This is a genomic window from Rhizobium cauense (genome assembly GCF_019511525.1).
Classification (GTDB): domain Bacteria; phylum Pseudomonadota; class Alphaproteobacteria; order Rhizobiales; family Rhizobiaceae; genus Rhizobium; species Rhizobium cauense.
Genome location: NZ_JAEUAT010000003.1, coordinates 173,983 through 191,424, shown reverse-complemented (window position 1 = coordinate 191,424; position 17,442 = coordinate 173,983). Strand labels below are relative to the sequence as shown.

The window sequence follows — 17,442 nt, the reverse complement described above, 5'->3', positions numbered from 1 at the left end:
GAGAGATGACGATGGATGACAGGGCCGTTGAGGAGCCTCGCGTGACAGCGACCGATAGCGCAATCGCGCTGATCGACGAGATCAGAAGAGATCATCCTTCCATTCTTTTCCACCAGTCGGGTGGATGTTGCGATGGCTCGTCGCCGATGTGCTATCCCGCGGATGACTTCATTGTCGGCGATCACGACATCAAGCTCGGCGAAATCGCCGGCGTGCCTGTCTATATCAGCGCCTCTCAGTTCGAGGTCTGGAAACACACGCAACTGATCATCGATGTTGTACCCGGTCGGGGTGGCATGTTCTCGCTCGACAACGGGCGAGAAAAGCGCTTCCTCACGCGCTCCCGCATGCTCAGGCGGGAGCCAGGTTGACCGACGCTGTCTCCACGACCCCACTAAAAAAATTGGTTCGTTGACTTGAAACTTTCTGACCGCGGTTCCATCTACGGGGCATCACCTGTATCGATAGCCTGCAGACGTGTCCGTTGGGCGTGTCGCGTTCGCTGTCCAGGAAAGAAAAGGCGCTCCCCGAAAGGGTCGAGCGCCTTTTTCTTTTTGACATCCGCTCCCGCGCGCCCGAAACAACGTATGATGTGGCACGAGGGAGAAGATTCCAGATGAACGATAACGTCATTCAATTCCGACGTCCGAAACCACCGAGACCTCCTCGTCCGGGACTTCGCAAGCTCGCCATAGCAGCCGGTGTCCTTGCGCTGTTGATCGCGGCGTGGAGCTATTTCACCTGGTTTGGAACACCGACCTGACGCAGGGCGAGGAGAAAGCGCCAAGCCCGCCGCTTTGCACGCAAATTGCCTCCATCTTCTTCATCGCATCAGCTCCCTGCTGACGAAACAATTCATAGGGACTTGCGTTTACCGATCAGTTTCAATCGAAATGGCATAGCTCAAGAAACATACATATCGCGGAATGTGAGATTGCGATGAAATCTCCCGAAATCGACAATGTCGACCGAAAGATCCTCCGGCTACTTCAGAGCGAGGGCAATCTCAGCCATGCAGCATTGGCAGAGCGGGTCGGCGCGTCTAGCGCCTCGTGCTGGCGCCGCATCAAGGCCCTCGAGGCATCCGGTATGCTCGGCCCGACAGTCCGGCTCGTCAGTCCTGAGGCCGTCGGTCGTGGGCTCACCGTTTTCTGTCAGGTCAGAATGAAAGCACATGATGCTGCAGCAAGAGGTGATTTCGAGCGTTTCGTCGAAAGTCACGAGGAAGTCCTCGAATGCTATTCGATGTCAGGTGACTGGGATTATCTCCTGCGCGTGGCAGTCGCCGATGTTCAGGACTATGAGCGCCTGCTCATGCAAGGCGTTCTTACCCACCATGCCGTTGCAACCTCTTCGTCGCATTTTGCCCTGAAGCGCGTGAAGTACTCCACTTCGGTTCCGGTCTGAGCCCATTGCTTCCGCGTTCACTTCATGACCCAGGAACTGCCAGCGGCGTGATGGCTGGATCTTGTCGTTTCCATGGGGGCCACTATTCATCAATTTCAATCGCCTCCCCCTTCTCGGTCTGACGGTGGATGATCTGGTGTAGTCGTTGGCGGTGACTGGCGGCGAATTTGCCCACTAGCCAATTCGACCAATTCCCCTGATGGCGGTGTTAAAGGCGAACCCAATCACCGCGCCCAGGAATGCTCCAACCGCTTTAACGAAGGCGTCGGCCAGGTGTGGATGTCTGCTCGCTGAAAGATATTGCAGCGCCTCGATTGCGAAAGCGCCCGCGATACAGGCGATACCCACGATCAACCAGTGTTTCGGATACCCAACGACAAATGCGCCGGCCAGCAGCAAGAAAGCCAACGCCCTGTCCACTTGAACTGGGAGCACCACGTCACTCGGTCGCATTTCGATCGGTGAGACGGTCGAGAAGATGATAAAAGCCAACAAGAGCCAAGCGCAAATCGCCGAGAATCTTGAAATAGACATGCCGCCTCTTTTGGTTCGATTGACGGGCTGGCCGGGCTCGGTGTTGGCCGAGGCAAGATGATTGCATCCCTGAGTTCTGCTGATCAGCGATACACGATGGCCGCCGCGCGGTCGACGGTGCGCGGGCCGATATTGCTGTCAGTGCCTCTACATCATTCAGGGGCTCGAAGACCCTACTGACTACCGCCAAAGTCGTACGTGCCAAGTTTGCACCTTGCCTTTTCGCAAATGCGCACATGTGTATACGTCTATTAGCAAGAGCGAAGATTGCAGTGCTGATCCATCCAAGACGTGCGGAGGATTTTTCAATGCCCTTCTATGAAGAGACAAGGCGATTTCAATGTGCGGGTCGCGCTGGGAGGCTACACACGGTCATCGAGCAGATCAGAACCGACCCCACGAAATTTGCCGACCTGAAAGCGGGCAAGATCGACTACCTGACGGAAAACGGTGACGTCGTTCAACGTTTGGACGATGAACACTTTCTCATCCTGATCAGCGAAGAAGAACTCAAGGTGCAGCAGTAAGATCGGCCTTTTGTGTCGGCTTGAGATTTGGCTGCCCCAATTGAAGCAACCCCAAACTAGAGGGTGATTTTGTATGCGTACTTACGAACCGTCTGAGTTTATTTCACAGTTGGGTGCCAACCAGCTTGTCGAGCCATTAGACTTAACGCTGATTGGGATGGTCAAGGTCGATGAAAACGACAGCTCTGTTTTGAGTTTTTCATCTTCGCTCTGGTGCGAGCAATGGATATCCATTCCCGTCTCCTTGATCTCGTCGGTGTCACATATCCGGAATGTGAAATGCAAAGATCACCAGCATCCACTTGCAAAGATTGTGCTCGCTGAACCTGACAAAGATAATGCGCAGGCGGTCCTTTTCATGCAGCTATTCGCCCCAGGCCAAAGCGAACGCACCCGCCAAACGAATGGGAAAGGCGAGTGCAATGATGACGCGGCAGGGGTGCGAAATCCTCGAATTCGACGACGTGCCGTATCTCTGCTGTGACGGACAATGTTGGATAATGCTATAGAAGGAACTGACCTGGGCGCGCCTCTATCCGCCCCACCTCATGTTACAGCCAGAAACGCAGTTTGAGGCGACATCACTCCCGAAATGTATATAGCCTCCTATCCGTCAAGGAGGGACTGCGATGTTCTCGGAAACAACGAAGGTGGATTGGCATGGCGCCGCCATGGTTCTGGTAATGCCGCTGGCCATAGCTGCGGTATCCTTTGGGTGCCAGTTCTTTCTCTAGGTTTACAGGCCATAAGGGTCGGGCAGCTGCCGCAAGGAAGGCGTCGATCGACCCTTTGGTGAAGCCCAAGCGGTGAAGCCCGCGTCCCTCATCGGTTCGGCGAGACCGAAGGTGTCAGAATATCAGTAGGCAGCCTTAACCGCCTTGGCGGTCCACGCATCCACATCGTCTAAAAGGGCCTGCCGCGCCACTGGTCGGCATGGACGGCTTGGCAAGAAGCGCATCCAGCTCCTCCTGAGCAACTCGCCGTCGTCGTCCGACCAGCGAACGATGGCGCCATCTTCCTCTGCTACAAAGGACATGGATGAAAATCCGGTTTAGCCCGAAGGCTCCCGAGCCGCCGCAAGAATAAACGTCCGTGTTTGAGCCAGCGGGCACAAGAAGACTTGGACCCGAAGCGTCTGGTCAGATCGGTCGCGACTTTACCGCGTGCAGAACGTCCACCTCCCCACCTTTTCCTGTGGAGGGTGACAGGGCAAGTGCGGTCAAAGCAGAGTTCTTAGTATCATGATCGAGCGCCTTGCGCGCAGACGCGTGCATGTGGAGCATCCGCTAAGGGTTTGCCGAATCTCGCGAATCAAGATAGCTCTGTAACTACGCAAAATTAGCGAACTATCGCATTAAAGCGAAACAATGGATGCGGTAGCTGTTCATCAACGATGTTGGTGCTTAAGCTTTTGAAGCGAACTGAGGAAAGAATTGTGAATCGGCACCTAAGCAGCCTCGACTTCATGCAGAGCTTCTCCACGAAACTGGAAGTGGCGCTGCAAAACCTTTCGATGGCGCAATATCCACCTGATGCACGCCGCGAGATGCGGAAATTCTCTTCGTCGGAAGTTGCGGCACTGCTTGACGTGTCGGAGGCGTATATCCGGCAAATTGTCCTGAAGGACAAAGGACCCTCGCCGGAGACCACCTCGAATGGTCGCCGCATGTACACGCTGGAGCAGATACTCGAGCTGCGTCTCTTGCTGGCCGCGAAGGGTCGAAAGAAGTGGATGAACCCTCGCCGTATTGATGGTGAGGAGTGCCAGATCATTGCAGTGACAAACTTCAAGGGTGGCTCCAGCAAGACCTCCACAACCATTCACCTTGGCCATTACCTGGCGCTCAAGGGCTACAGGGTTCTGGCCGTCGATCTTGACCCTCAGGCATCACTTACAAGCCTGCATGGTACGCTTCCAGATTTCGATCCTCGTGAAGACGAAACGCTCTATGCAGCGATCCGATTCCAGGATCCGAAGCCGACGCGGTCACTGATTCATAACACTCATATTGCTGGTTTCGATGTCATCTGCGCTGGTCTCGACCTGACGGAGTTCGAAACGGCCGTTGCACTGGAAATGAGGAAGAATGGCGGGACAAGCTTCCTTCTGCGGGTGTCGCAGGCACTTGAGCAGGTTGCCGGTGACTACGATGTCATCCTCATGGATTCCGCACCTTCACTCAACTTCCTGACGCTGTCATCGCTGACGGCGGCCACCGGTGTCGTTATCCCCGTTCCGGCTCACATGCTTGACGTCGACTCGACAGGAAAATTCCTCGAGCTTGCCTCGTCCTACATGCAGATTTTGAGCGAAATGGGGACGTCGGCTCAGTGGGACTTTGCGAAGTTTCTTGTCACAAAATTCGAAGCGAACGATCACCCTCAGGCCAATATGACCGCCCTCATGCGGCAGGTCTTCGGAGAAGACCTTTTGCTGAACATGGTAACGAAGTCGACAGCCGTCGCCGACGCACTGACGTGGAAGCAGAGCCTTTACGAGGTTCAGCGTTCACGCTTCTCGGCGCCGAAGACCTATGATCGCGCTATGGAATCGATCAATGCCGCCAACGCGGAGATCGAGCAGTTGCTCTGGTCAGCATGGGGGCGCGAATGAGCCGGAAAGATTCCCGTGGCATGTTTGCCAACGTGCTCGGTCAGCTGGATCAGCCGACCACGGCTCCCGTTGCAAAGCCGACAACATCGCCGCATCTCCTCAAGGTGGCTGCCGGCGTCAAGCAGATCCAGGAGAAGGGCGAAGTTCTCGACAGGCTCCTCAAGGACGGCGACCACGTTGTTGAGGTCGACCCCAGCGAGGTCGCCCCTTCGTCGATTCCCGATCGCTTCGATGGCGCCTATGACGACGCTGCGATCGACGAGATCGCGTCCTCAATCCGGGAGCGCGGACAGATCGTCCCTGGCCTGATCAGGCCGCACAAGGGCGGCGGGCTGCCATATCAGATCGTGTTCGGTCGTCGGCGATTGGCGGCGGCCAAGCGGCTCGGCCTGAAATTTCGTGCCATCGTGCGCGAACTCAGCGACGAGGAAGCGATCGTCTTTCAGGGTGAGGAAAACGCAAACCGCAACGATTTGTCGTTTATCGAAAAGTGTGCGTTCGCTCTGTCGCAGGAGCAGGCCGGATATCGCCGCGACGTGATTTGCGCATCGCTTGCGACGGGCAAGTCACACGTGTCGGAGATGTTGCGGATCGCGACCTCTATCCCCCGGGATGTCCTGCTTCAAATCGGTCCATCTCCGGAGATCGGTCGGCGCCGATGGGTCGACTTTGCTGAGGCATTTGCAAAGCACCAGGACGGAGCTGAGCACGTCAAGCGTTCACTCGGACAGAACGAGGGCGCAGCTGAGAAGGATCGGTTTGGGGTTGCTCTTGCCGCGCTGAAGTCCGAGCCGGCTACACCGGTAGCGCAGTCGGCCGTTACAGAAATCAGGGCAAATGGCTTTCTGCTCGCAACGGTCAGCTACGCAAAGACTGGCCCGAAGATTAGCTTCACGAAGGCTGTTCCAGAAAGCTTCGTGGACTTCTTGAATGACCGCATGGAGGCGCTTCACAGCGAATTCGTGCAGTCGACCCAACGTAGAAGCAAAGGATAACGCCGCAAAAGAAAAAGCTCCCGCACGTCGCCGTCACGGAAGCCTTCTCATAGGTTAGCAGCTAGAGAATCGCATTTCCGGGAATCCCTGTCAAGAGTTGGCGCCAGTTTGGTGGGTGGATTTCTTTTGCCTTCGGTAAGGTGAAGGTGATGGAAACAGGAAGTGTGACGACGCCCTTCGGGCAGCGTCCGATGACGCTTGGCATGCTCGCCAGCCAGAAGGCTGCGGGCGAAATCCGGGCTGATCAGTCGGTCGACAAGTGGAAGATCTACAGGGCATTGTGCGAGGCAAGGCCCTTGCTTGGCGTTACCGATCGGGCGCTCGCCGTGCTGAACGGATTGCTGAGTTTCCATCCGAAAAATGTTCTGTCGGAGGAAACCGGCCTCGTAGTATTTCCGTCAAATAATCAGCTTTCCCTGCGCTCGCACGGTATGGCGGAACAGACGATACGGCGCCACCTGGCAGCGCTTGTCGAGGCCGGCCTGATTATTCGCAAGGATAGTCCGAACGGAAAGCGCTACGCACGCAGGGGCACGGAAGGGGAGATCGGCGAGGCCTTCGGCTTCTCGCTCGCGCCGCTCGTTGTCCGAGCCGAGGAAATTGAGAGCCTGGCTGCCGAAGTCGTGGCAGAGCGACTTCATATGCAGCGATTGCGCGAGCAGCTCAGCCTTTGCCGCAGGGATGTTGCCAAACTGATCGAGACCGCGATGGAAGAAGATCTCGCCGGCGACTGGGAAGCTGTGTTCACCTACTTCAGGGGGTTGGTCGACAGCCTCCCACGCACAGCAACAGCCGAGCAGATCACCAAGACGACCGAAGAAATGCAGACATTGCGCGAAGATATTACCAACAAGCTGGAAACGTTGCTTAATTCGAAAAATTCAAGCGGCAATGACCTCCATACTGAGCGGCACATACATAATTCAAACCCCGACTCTATTTCTGAACTTGAACCAGCTTTTGATAGAAAGCAGGGGACAAGGTCGGCGGGTCCTATTGAACGTGAGGAGGTGGGGCCCGAGGTACGCAAGCCGCAATTCGATCGGGACACCGGGAAGACGGCCGGCCGGATCGACGGTAACGGTCCCGGCCTGAAATCGTTCCCGCTTGGCCTCGTCTTGCAGGCCTGCCCCGAAATTGTGAGCTACGGGCCTGGCGGGGCAATCTCCAATTGGCGTGATATGATGGCAGCCGCTATTGTCGTCCGGGGTATGCTGGGCGTCAGTGCCTCAGCTTATGAGGACGCTTCGGCAATCATGGGACCAGAGAACGCAGCCACGATGATGGCCTGCATCCTTGAGCGCGGCGGGCATATCAATTCGGCTGGCGCCTATCTCAGAGATCTGACGCGTCGCGCGGAGAAAGGCGAATTCTCGGTTGGGCCGATGCTGATGTCGTTGGCTCGTGCGCGAGGCGCCGGAACACGAAGAGCGAGCTAGCGGAGGGCATGTGTGATGATGCCGTATGCGAGCAGTTTGACAACATCAGCCTACGGCGCAAGACGCATCGGATCACCCGGCCGGCGGCGCAAGCAGGACATCGTCAGCTTCTTCGCGGCTCATGCCGAGCACGGTCTTTCCAATCTCGAAGCTGAAACCGTTTCGCGCAAATGCAGCCATCTCCTTGGCAAAGCGTTCGCGATCGACATCGCCACGGCGAAATGGTCCGAAGGCACGCTTGCGGGCGAAAACGACCGCGGCAAGGAAGTCATCCGCCCCATCGAGCGCAATCGTGATTACCTCTCTGTCGACGCCCTTTTGTGAAAGCTTCTGAGCGATCCGTCGCTTCGAGCGACCACTGCGAATACCGGAGCGCGCACTGACTTCGGCATAGTTGGTGTCGTTCAAGCCGCCATGGTCGTAAGCGAATTTAACGGCCCAGTCCCCAACCGCCCGGAGTTGAGCCTCGTTGATCTCTTCGAACTTTTGTCGCGCCTTCCTGACGATTGCATCGAACAATTGCTTTTCGGTCATCATCCGACGCTCAAGCCGATAAATGGTCGAGTTTTTGGCCCAGCTCAGCATGCGCGCGGTCGGAGTGTCGGACGGTGTTTCCTCTTCGCTCACGATCCTGTCACGTCCTTGCCGCTAACCTGGGAAAGCAGCCAGTTCGTGAATGCGAGGCCAAGTGGATGCTCTCGCTTACCGTCGGGCATGACGACATAATAGCTGTTCTCGGTCGACATCGGCTGGTCGATGACGATCTGCAGTTTGCCTGTCCGCAGCTCTTGCTCGATCAGGTAAAGTGGTAGCAGCGCAAACCCCATCGACATTATCGCCGCTTCAATGATCATCGAAAACTGGTCGAACCGGTTGCCGCGGTATGAGAGATCAGACTCGACCCCGCAATGCTCGAACCACTGGCGCCAGAGCCGCGGCCGTGTCGCCAGATGCAACAGAGGCTTATGCAGAAGTTCAGCCGGTTCGGTTACCGGATCGGATTGCAAAAGGGTCGGGCTCGCAACGGGAACAACATTCTCGTCGCACAGAAAAGTACAGGTTGCCCGCGCCCATATCGGCTGCCCGTAATGAATGGCGAGATCAAAGCTCTCCTGTTCGAAATCAAATGTCTCGGAGCGGGAGCCAATATCCACGAGCGTGCCGGGATGAGCCGCCAGGAAATTTGGAAGCCGGGGCGTGAGCCACCGACTGCCGAAAGTTGGCAAGGTTGCGATCGAAAGGGTCGCGGTCGCATCGGCGCCGGATGCCGCCCGGATCATCATCTCTTCCGTCTGATGAAGGAGACGCCTCGCCTCGGGCAGCAGACGCTTGCCGGCTTCCGACAGAATAGCTCTTTGTCGAACGCGCTCGAAGAGAAGGACACCAAGCTGGGCTTCAAGTTCCTTGATCTGCCGGCTGATGGCACTTTGCGTCAGGTTCAGTTCGAGCGCCGCTCGGGTGAAATTGCCGTGACGTGCTGCCGATTCAAATGATTGCAGTGTGGTCAGGTCAGGGGTCAGCTTCCGAGGTAAAGTCATTCCGGAACCGCATCATCTCAGCTTCATTTGTCGTTATCCATCTACGCGACGCGCGATATGATCGCAATCCTGAATGAAGTGTCCCCTTTGGCGTCTGTGAGAAAGATATGTCGACCAGAAGTTTCGTCTCCTCCTGCAGCATCCGTTCCGCATTCTCAGCGGCAATGTCGGCCATGTATCGAACCGAGGTCCCCGCGTATGGCACGCTCATGGACATCGTCGCAAAGGTGAATGCAGCCACGCTTGCGGCCGATCCGGATCTGAAAAGACGCCTGGATGAAACCGACTCCCTGGGGCGAGTGTCCGAAGAGCGCCACGGCGCCATCCGCCTCGGAACCGCTGCTGAGCTTGCCATGATGAGGCGCGTCTTCGCGGTGATGGGAATGTTCCCGGTTGGCTACTACGACCTGAGCGAAGCAGGCGTGCCGGTTCATTCCACTGCCTTCCGGCCGGTTGGCGACGAGGCACTGAAGCGCAATCCTTTCCGCGTCTTCACCTCGTTGCTGCGGCTCGACCTCATTGCCGACGAGGTACTGCGCGCTGAAGCCGAGCGGATCCTGGATAAGCGCCAGATCTTTACCGCGGGCGCCATAGAACTGACGGAAAAGGCTGAGCGTCAGGGTGGTCTCGATGATGGCGATGCGAAGCTGTTTGTGGGTGAGGTTCTTGAGACATTCCGCTGGCACGACCAGGCCAATGTTGACCTCGCCATGTATGGGCGCCTGCACGACGCACATCGCCTAATCGCCGACGTCGTGTCGTTTAAAGGGCCGCATATCAATCATCTGACGCCCCGGACCCTCGATATTGATGAAGTGCAGCGCCTGATGCCGGAGTACGGCATTGCCCCGAAGGCCGTCGTCGAAGGTCCCCCGAGCCGTCGCTGTGCGATCTTGCTCCGGCAGACATCGTTCAAGGCGCTTGAGGAAGCGGTCTCGTTCATTGATGCGGCCGGCACCTGGCAGGAGGGTACACATACGGCGCGTTTCGGGGAAATTGAAAGTCGCGGCATAGCACTCACTCCCAAGGGTCGCGCGCTTTACGACAAGCTACTGACGGACTCGCGCAAGACCGTGCGTCCTGCAGCCGACGGTTCTAATGCGGCAGCCTATGACAAAGCGCTCGCCGAGGCCTTCATACCCTTTCCCGACAGCTGGGCTGAGATCCGCGACCAGGGCCTTGGCTACTTCCGTTACTCGATGACACCGAAGGGCCTGAACGCGTCGAAACCAATCGATACCAGTATCGAAGAGCTGGTGGCCGACGGGCTCGTCTACTTTGATCCGATCGTCTACGAAGATTTCCTTCCGGTCAGTGCGGCAGGCATCTTCCAGTCGAACCTCGGCGATGAGACAGCGCAGGAGTTTGCCGCAAGCCCCAATCAGCAGCGCTTCGAACGCGATCTCGGAACGTCGGTTCTCAATGAGTTCGACCATTATGCGGGTATCGAGGCGCATTCGATCGCTGAATGCCGGGCGCGCCTCGCCGCCGTCCAGGCAGCCGAGTAAACAGCACCAACCAACACGATTAAAACACCAGAAGCAGAGGGTCGCACATGACCGTAGCAGCAAGAACAGTCAATGTATCGCAGGAAGCCGCAGCGCTTCTCGACAAGATCGGCGTCGATAAGGCGCTCTACACGGGTGGCGAAATGGCCTCCTATAGCCCGGTGACCGGCGAGCAACTGGCGGCACTTCCGGTCGATAGTCGGGAGACTGCAGCAGCCAAGATCGACAAGGCCTCGGAGGCATTTCAGGCGTGGCGTCTTGTTCCTGCGCCGAAGCGCGGCGAGCTTGTCCGCCTGCTTGGCGAAGAATTGCGTGCGGTCAAGACCGAGCTTGGCCGTCTCGTGTCGATCGAAGCCGGGAAGATCCCGTCAGAGGGTCTCGGAGAAGTGCAGGAAATGATCGACATCTGCGACTTCGCGGTCGGTCTGTCCCGCCAGCTGTACGGTCTCACGATCGCGACGGAACGTCCAGGTCACCGGATGATGGAAACCTGGCACCCGCTCGGTGTCGTCGGCGTCATCTCCGCCTTTAATTTCCCGGTTGCGGTCTGGGCCTGGAATGCCGCTCTTGCACTGGTCTGCGGCAACGCCGTTGTTTGGAAACCGTCCGAGAAGACGCCTTTGACTGCACTTGCGTCGCAGGCGATCTTGACGCGCGCGATCGCCCGCTTTGGCGATGCACCGGAAGGTCTGAGTGAGGTGCTGATCGGTGATCGCGCCATCGGCGAAGTCCTCGTTGATCATGCCAAGGTGCCGGTTGTTTCGGCGACCGGTTCGACACGAATGGGCCGTGAGGTTGGTCCACGCCTCGCCGGCCGCTTTGCGCGTGCAATCCTCGAACTCGGCGGCAACAATGCCGGTATCGTTTGCCCCTCGGCCGATCTCGACATGGCCCTGCGTGCTATTGCCTTTGGTGCAATGGGTACGGCTGGCCAGCGTTGCACCACACTGCGCCGTCTCTTCGTTCACGAGAGCGTCTACGATCAACTCGTTCCACGTCTGCAGAAGGCCTATGCCAATGTCTCCGTCGGCAATCCGCTGGAGAGCACGGCGCTGGTCGGGCCGCTGATCGACAAGCTCGCCTTCGACAACATGCAAAAAGCGCTCAGTGAGGCGAAGGCTCATGGTGGCCACGTCAACGGTGGCGATCGCGTCGCCCTGCCCCACGACAACGCTTACTATGTAAAGCCGGCGCTGGTGGAGATGCCGTCGCAGGCTGGCCCGGTGCTTGAAGAGACCTTCGCGCCAATCCTCTACGTCATGAAATACACCGACTTCGACAAGGTCATCGAAGACCACAACGCCGTTGGCGCCGGGCTTTCCTCGTCGATCTTTACGCTGGACCTCAGGGAAGCTGAGCGCTTCCTTTCTGCTGACGGATCCGATTGCGGTATCGCCAACGTCAATATCGGGACGTCGGGCGCCGAGATCGGCGGGGCGTTCGGTGGAGAAAAGGAAACAGGTGGTGGTCGTGAATCCGGTTCAGACGCGTGGAAGGCGTACATGCGCCGGGCCACGAACACGATCAACTATTCCAGAGCTCTTCCGCTGGCTCAGGGCGTCTCCTTCGAAATCGAGTAGGATCGACGATGACAATTGATTGCAAGGTTGAGGAGGCGGGCTTCAGGCCCGCCTCAAGGATATCGGCTATCGGGGTTTCCGAAATTCTGCAGATTGGTGCTCGCGCCGCGGCCATGAAGCGGGACGGCAAACCGGTGATCATTCTCGGCGCCGGCGAACCGGATTTTGAAACCCCAGATCACATCAAGCAGGCAGCCTGGGATTCCATGCAGCGCGGGGATACCAAATATACCGCGCTTGATGGAACACCGGCGCTGAAGGAAGCCATTCGCGGCAAGTTCAAGCGCGAGAATGGCGTTTCTTTCGAGCCCGGCGAGATCACCGTTGCGACCGGCGCCAAGCAGATCCTCTTCAACGCGATGATGGCGACCGTCGGCGCCGGCGATGAGGTCATCATTCCCACGCCCTACTGGACGTCCTATTCCGACATTGTTGAGATCTGCCAGGGCAAGCCCGTGCTCGTACCCTGCGATGCGGAGAGTGGCTTTCGTCTGACTGCCGAAAAGCTCGAGGCGGCGATTACGCCGCAGACGCGCTGGCTGTTGTTGAATTCGCCATCCAATCCCTCCGGCGCCGCCTATAGTTCAGATGACTATCGGCCCTTGCTTGAGGTCCTCATCAGGCATCCGCATGTGTGGCTGATGGTCGACGACATGTACGAGCACATCGTCTACGACGATTTTCGTTTTGTGACGCCGCTGCAGCTTGAACCGCGCCTTCGTAATCGAACACTTACCATTAACGGTGTGTCGAAGGCCTATGCGATGACCGGTTGGCGTATCGGCTATGCCGGCGGTCCGGAGGCTCTCATCAAGGCGATGGCCGTGGTGCAGAGCCAGGCAACCTCCTGCCCTTCCTCCATCAGCCAGGCAGCAGCAGTCGCAGCACTCAATGGACCGCAGGATTTTCTTGCCGAGCGGACTGAGAGCTTCAAACGGCGGCGCGACCTCGTCGTTTCCGGTCTGAACGCGATCGAGGGTCTTGATTGCCGCACGCCCGAAGGCGCTTTTTATACCTTCTCCGGATGCGGCGGAATTCTCGGGCGAACTGCGCCGGATGGCCTGAAGATAACCACGGATCGTGAGTTCTGCGCCTATCTTCTCGACGAGGCGAATGTAGCCGTCGTGCCGGGTTCGGCTTTCGGCCTTTCGCCATACTTCAGGATCTCCTACGCGTCGGCAGAAAGAGATCTTAAGGAAGCGCTCGAGCGGATTGCCGCTGCGTGCCGTCGACTTGCCTAAACCGACGGAGACACCGATGATCGTTGTCTCTGCCTCATCTTGATCGGTCTTTTATTGCAAATGGAAAACGCCCGGAGGTCATCCGGGCGTTTTTCACATTGAGGATCTTTCTGGAAGCGTTTAGCCGGCGAGCTTTTCGCCGTAGGCCTTCTGCGCATAGTGATGACCGAAGCGGCTGTTCAGGAATGCGTCGAGGCCGATGTCCTCCTGTCGGATAAAGCCCTTTGCGGGCAGGTCACCCTTGGCCAGCATGTCAAGCACGGCGCAGATGCTGCATGCCGTGGTGATCTGGATCGCGCTCATCATGCGACCCGCGACAACTGCGCTGTAGACCTTGTTGGCATAGGTTTCCTGTACCAGACGACCGTTCTTCCAGCCGGACACGGTCACGAAAACAATGACCACATCCTGCATCGTGGACGGCAGGGCATGCTCGAGGATGTCCTTGAGAACGTCGCGTCGATGGCGCAGGCCAAGATCGCTAAGCAGTGCCTTCATGATGGCGGCGTGACCCGGATAGCGGATCGTGCGGTAGTTCAGGGTCTTGACCTTGCCCTTCAGCGTCTCGCAGAGCGTGCCAAGACCGCCCGAGGTGTTGAAGGCCTCATAGGTGACGCCATCGAGTGAGAACTCTTCGCGTTCCTCCAGTGCCGGTACCTCGATCAACTCACCGTCGACGATCGCCTCGCACGGCTCGATGTATTCGTTGATGACGCCGTCAGTGCTCCAGGTGAGATTGTAGTTCAGGGCGTTCGACGGATACTGCGGCAAAGCGCCGACGCGCATGCGCACGCTGTCGAGCTTGTCGAAACGGCTGGCGAGATCGTTGGCAACGATCGAGATGAAGCCCGGTGCAAGCCCGCATTGCGGAATGAAGGCGGTCGATGCGTCGGCCGCGATCTCCTTGACCCTGCGGGTCGATTCAACGTCCTCTGTCAGGTCGAGGTAGTGCACACCTGCTTCAGCCGCCGCCTCGGCGATCGCGATGGTCAGGTGAAACGGAGCGGCACTCAGGACAGCGAACTTTCCGGAGAGGAGTTTAACCAATGCGGCGTGATCAGCAATGTCGATTTCCGCCAGGCTGAGAGCAGGGTTGGCTTCCATGTGGTCGAGCTGCTGTTTGCTGCGGTCGGCCAGCGTGACATGGTAGTCGCCGGAATGGATGAGAAGGCGGGCAATCGTCGAGCCGATCTTGCCGGCGCCGATGACGACGATGTTTTTCATATATGTTCCCCTCTATTGGTTCGAGAAATCTTTATGCCTTCTTTATTCCCGTCGGTCTGGTTGATTCACAGCGCCATAATGATAAAAATGACGGGAATAATTTGGCATATCGCCGGACTGGATGGTCATTATGACGTTGAGTGACAAGGACCGGCAGCTGTTGTCTATTCTCAGCGAGAACGCCCGCATGCCGACGGCCATGCTGGCTCGCCGGCTTGGCTTGTCGCGCACGACGGTGCAGGCGAAGATCGAGCGCTTGGAGCGTGACGGTGTTATTGCCGGGTATGGGGTGCGGCTATCGGACGACTTCGAAAGCGGTCAGATAAAGGCGCATGTGCTGATCACTTTGGCGGCCAAGGCCCTCGGGCGCGTTACCCAGGAGTTGCAGGCGATCTCGCATGTCCGATCTGTCCATTCGGTGAGCGGCAGCTTCGACATGATCGCGATCGTTGCGGCGGCATCGATCAGCGAACTCGACATGGTCATCGACAAGATTGGCGATATCGATGGCGTCGAGAAGACGCTGTCCTCGATTATCCTGTCGACCCGGATCAACCGCTAGAACTGTCGTTTGTAACGATCAGGCACGGTAGACCACGGCGGCGCCGGTCAGGCCGGCCCCTGCCGCGGCTAAAAGCAGAGTTTCTCCACACTGCAGAGGCCGTTCGGCCGCATCAAGCGAGAGGGAGAGCGGGATTGTCGCCGCCGAGGAGTTTCCGAACCGGTCCAGCGAGCAGACGGTTCGCTCGGCTTCAATCCCCAGATCAGCTGCCACTGCCTGAAATATCCGGATATTTGCCTGATGCGGCACGAAACGATTGATCTCGCTTGCGCTGACGGCGGCTCTATCGAGCGCCCTTTGCGAGGCCGTGCTCATCATCTCGACGGCGCGCGAAAACACTTCGCGGCCGTCGCGCATCGTCATGAGAAACTCAGAAGCTGCGAGGCCGGGCGCAAAGGGCTTGTTGCTGCCGCCGGCCGCAATCGAGATCAGGTCATAACCACTCCCATCCGAGCACAGGTCAGCGCCCAGAATACCGCCGGCGGGATCGCTTGCAGGCGTCAACACGACTGCTGCCGCGGCATCGGCAAACAACACACAACTCGCCCGTTCAGCAGGGTTGATCCTTCGGCTGAGGATGTTGGCCGCGATCACAAGAACGGCCTTGCCCTGAGCACGCACGAAGCCATCTGCGAGCGTCAGCGCATAGAGGAAGCCGGAGCAGGCGCCCGCAAGATCGATTGCTCCTGAATTCTGAAGGTCGAGCTGGTGCGCCACGAGTGGTGCTGTCGGCGGCAGGAGATGATCTGGTGTCGAGGTCGCCAGCAGCACCATAGCGATTTCAGACCGAGGGATCGTTGAGTGATCGAGCGCCATGGAGCCCGCCTTGACGGCAAGTCCGCTCAGTGTGTCGCCCTCCCGTGCCCAGTAGCGGGTGCGGATGCCGGTGCGGCGCTCGATCCACCCGGCTTCGAGCCCGAGGGATTGTTCGATCTCGTGGTTTTCGACGCAGCGCCCCGGGACGCTGTGACCGAAGCCTGCGATACGGGCTGAGCGGACGATCATCATGCTGCCTTTTCCAAACACATGCTCGCTGCCTCGTCGATCGTGTCATAGAGACGATCAATCTCGGTTTCCGTCACGCAATAGGGCGGCATCAGGTAGATGATGTTTCCGAGCGGCCGGATAAGAAGGTTCCGCTCACGAAAGAAAGCGCGCAACGACGGTCCTATGTCGGCTAAATACCCATCTGAGGGAACGGCAAGGTCTAGCGCGGCGATCGTGCCTGACTGGCGGATGTTCCTGAAGCGGCGATCGCCAGCAAAGCGGGAAAGTCCCTGCCGTTGCAGAGCAGCGAGACGATCAATGCGTGCCTGAACGGGCTCCTCCATCCAAATCTTCAGGTTCGCGACCGCCGCTGCGCAGGCAATCGGATTGGCTGTGTATGAACTCGAATGGAAGAATGTATTTCGGCGGTCGGTTGAAAGATGCGCATCGAAGATCTGGCGGGTACAAAGGGTTGCTGCAAGCGGCAGCGACCCACCGGTCAGTCCCTTTGACGTGCAGAGGATGTCTGGCGAGATGCCCGCCTGAGCACATGCGAAAAGCGTGCCGGTCCTTCCCCAGCCAGTCATCACCTCATCGGCAATGAGGAGTACACCGTGGTGTTCGGCGATTTTCTTGAGTTCGCTGAGCAGGGCGGAGCCGAACATCTTCATTCCGCCGGCGCCAAGGACCAGCGGCTCAATCAGGAGCGCAGCTATCCTGCCCGAACGGCAGGAGGCGTCGAACGTATCAAGGGTATTCTGCTCTTCGCCCGGCGTGGGAAAAGGGATTGTATCGACCCCAAAGAGCAGCGGCTCGTAGGCTGCGTTGAATACGCCTCTTTCCCCCACCGACATGGTACCGATCGTGTCGCCATGATAGCTGTGCTCCATCACGACGATCCTGTCGCGGTGTTTTCCGGTGTTGTGGAAGAAGCCAAGCGCCATCTTCAGGGCGACCTCGACGGCGGTCGAGCCACTGTCGGAATAAAAGACATGGTCGAGCCCGGCGGGGCTCAGGTCGATCAATCCGCGCGCGAGTTCCTCGGCGGGTGCGTGGGTGTACTCGGCAAAGATGATTTGATCGTAGCTTTGCGCCGCCTGACGGATGGCCTCAACAATTGTCGGATGACGATGCCCGTGGGTGATCACCCACCATGAGGAAATCGCGTCGAGAACGCGGTTGCCAGCTTCGTCGACAAGGTAGGCCCCCTTGGTTTCGACGACCCTTTTCATGGGCGGTTCGAGCGCATGCTGGGTGAAGGGATGCCATACCGGTGACTGGGTCAT

Annotated in this window: 19 protein-coding genes; 12 read left to right on the top strand and 7 right to left on the bottom strand. The window is 58.0% G+C overall.

From position 1 onward, the window contains the following. Positions 1-11: 11 nt before the first annotated feature. From JNB88_RS06955 to JNB88_RS06945, 3 genes are all read left to right on the top strand, one after another. The gene (locus JNB88_RS06955; protein ID WP_420832168.1) at positions 12-371 is read left to right on the top strand and encodes a DUF779 domain-containing protein; all 360 of its coding nucleotides are present in this window, start codon (positions 12-14) and stop codon (positions 369-371) included. A gap of 245 nt (positions 372-616) precedes the next feature. Then, positions 617-763, top strand: coding sequence for a hypothetical protein (locus JNB88_RS06950; RefSeq protein WP_197066659.1), 147 nt, complete (start codon positions 617-619; stop codon positions 761-763). Positions 764-939: 176 nt separating this feature from the next. Continuing rightward, complete coding sequence (locus JNB88_RS06945; RefSeq protein WP_220354809.1) at positions 940-1,407, top strand: Lrp/AsnC family transcriptional regulator; 468 nt, start codon at positions 940-942, stop codon at positions 1,405-1,407. 174 nt (positions 1,408-1,581) lie between these two features. On the opposite strand, the gene JNB88_RS06940 is transcribed toward JNB88_RS06945, so the two are convergent. After that, positions 1,582-1,941 (bottom strand): VanZ family protein, encoded by a 360-nt coding sequence (locus tag JNB88_RS06940; RefSeq protein ID WP_220354808.1) that lies wholly within the window; start codon positions 1,939-1,941, stop codon positions 1,582-1,584. 308 nt (positions 1,942-2,249) lie between these two features. On the opposite strand from JNB88_RS06940, the gene JNB88_RS06935 reads away from it, so the two are divergent. Together JNB88_RS06935 and JNB88_RS06930 are read left to right on the top strand one after the other, a co-directional pair. Beyond that, positions 2,250-2,468: a hypothetical protein gene (locus tag JNB88_RS06935; protein WP_037134138.1), complete on the top strand. Its 219-nt coding sequence runs from the start codon at positions 2,250-2,252 to the stop codon at positions 2,466-2,468. A gap of 73 nt (positions 2,469-2,541) precedes the next feature. Continuing rightward, positions 2,542-2,952, top strand: coding sequence for a hypothetical protein (locus JNB88_RS06930; protein ID WP_223217098.1), 411 nt, complete (start codon positions 2,542-2,544; stop codon positions 2,950-2,952). A 372-nt stretch (positions 2,953-3,324) separates the two neighbouring features. Here JNB88_RS06930 and JNB88_RS06925 read toward each other — a convergent pair whose 3' ends face one another. After that, entirely contained in the window at positions 3,325-3,504 is a 180-nt protein-coding gene (locus tag JNB88_RS06925; RefSeq protein WP_220354807.1) for a hypothetical protein, read from the bottom strand. 399 nt (positions 3,505-3,903) lie between these two features. Here JNB88_RS06925 and repA point away from each other — a divergent pair, with 399 nt between their 5' ends. The 3 genes from repA (at position 3,904) to repC (ending at position 7,516) form a co-directional block, all read left to right on the top strand. Then, a complete protein-coding gene (repA, locus tag JNB88_RS06920; protein ID WP_220354806.1) occupies positions 3,904-5,082 on the top strand; it encodes a plasmid partitioning protein RepA in 1,179 nt (392 codons plus the stop codon). Next, entirely contained in the window at positions 5,079-6,077 is a 999-nt protein-coding gene (gene repB, locus JNB88_RS06915) for a plasmid partitioning protein RepB (RefSeq protein ID WP_220354805.1), read from the top strand. The genes repA and repB overlap by 4 nt, the downstream gene beginning before the upstream one ends. A 149-nt stretch (positions 6,078-6,226) precedes the next feature. Continuing rightward, positions 6,227-7,516 (top strand): plasmid replication protein RepC, encoded by a 1,290-nt coding sequence (gene repC, locus JNB88_RS06910; protein ID WP_220354804.1) that lies wholly within the window; start codon positions 6,227-6,229, stop codon positions 7,514-7,516. A gap of 72 nt (positions 7,517-7,588) precedes the next feature. Here the strand turns inward: repC and recX are convergent, their stop codons facing one another. Both recX and JNB88_RS06900 read right to left on the bottom strand, forming a co-directional pair. Beyond that, positions 7,589-8,143 (bottom strand): recombination regulator RecX, encoded by a 555-nt coding sequence (gene recX / locus JNB88_RS06905; protein WP_220354803.1) that lies wholly within the window; start codon positions 8,141-8,143, stop codon positions 7,589-7,591. Beyond that, on the bottom strand, positions 8,140-9,054 hold the full coding sequence (locus JNB88_RS06900; protein WP_220354802.1) for a LysR family transcriptional regulator: 915 nt from the start codon (positions 9,052-9,054) through the stop codon (positions 8,140-8,142). Before JNB88_RS06900 ends, recX begins: the two co-directional genes overlap by 4 nt. Positions 9,055-9,161: 107 nt before the next feature. Here JNB88_RS06900 and hglS point away from each other — a divergent pair, with 107 nt between their 5' ends. Genes hglS through JNB88_RS06885 form a run of 3 tightly spaced genes read left to right on the top strand, consistent with a single transcriptional unit; the run spans position 9,162 to position 13,383 of the window. Continuing rightward, positions 9,162-10,562 carry a 2-oxoadipate dioxygenase/decarboxylase HglS gene (gene hglS, locus JNB88_RS06895; RefSeq protein ID WP_220354801.1) on the top strand — a complete coding sequence of 467 codons (1,401 nt, stop codon included), beginning with the start codon at positions 9,162-9,164 and terminating at the stop codon, positions 10,560-10,562. A gap of 47 nt (positions 10,563-10,609) precedes the next feature. Next, positions 10,610-12,142, top strand: a complete 1,533-nt coding sequence (amaB, locus tag JNB88_RS06890; RefSeq protein WP_220354800.1) for an L-piperidine-6-carboxylate dehydrogenase — start codon at positions 10,610-10,612, stop codon at positions 12,140-12,142. 8 nt (positions 12,143-12,150) lie between these two features. Further along, entirely contained in the window at positions 12,151-13,383 is a 1,233-nt protein-coding gene (locus JNB88_RS06885; RefSeq protein ID WP_220354799.1) for a pyridoxal phosphate-dependent aminotransferase, read from the top strand. Between the two features lie 120 nt (positions 13,384-13,503). Here JNB88_RS06885 and JNB88_RS06880 read toward each other — a convergent pair whose 3' ends face one another. Then, positions 13,504-14,607, bottom strand: coding sequence for a saccharopine dehydrogenase family protein (locus JNB88_RS06880; protein WP_220354798.1), 1,104 nt, complete (start codon positions 14,605-14,607; stop codon positions 13,504-13,506). A 130-nt stretch (positions 14,608-14,737) separates the two neighbouring features. Here JNB88_RS06880 and JNB88_RS06875 point away from each other — a divergent pair, with 130 nt between their 5' ends. Continuing rightward, entirely contained in the window at positions 14,738-15,169 is a 432-nt protein-coding gene (locus tag JNB88_RS06875) for an Lrp/AsnC family transcriptional regulator (protein WP_220354797.1), read from the top strand. An 18-nt stretch (positions 15,170-15,187) separates the two neighbouring features. Here the strand turns inward: JNB88_RS06875 and JNB88_RS06870 are convergent, their stop codons facing one another. After that, entirely contained in the window at positions 15,188-16,174 is a 987-nt protein-coding gene (locus tag JNB88_RS06870; RefSeq protein WP_220355077.1) for a beta-ketoacyl-ACP synthase III, read from the bottom strand. Then, positions 16,174-17,442, bottom strand: coding sequence for an adenosylmethionine--8-amino-7-oxononanoate transaminase (locus tag JNB88_RS06865; RefSeq protein WP_220354796.1), 1,269 nt, complete (start codon positions 17,440-17,442; stop codon positions 16,174-16,176). The genes JNB88_RS06870 and JNB88_RS06865 overlap by 1 nt, the downstream gene beginning before the upstream one ends.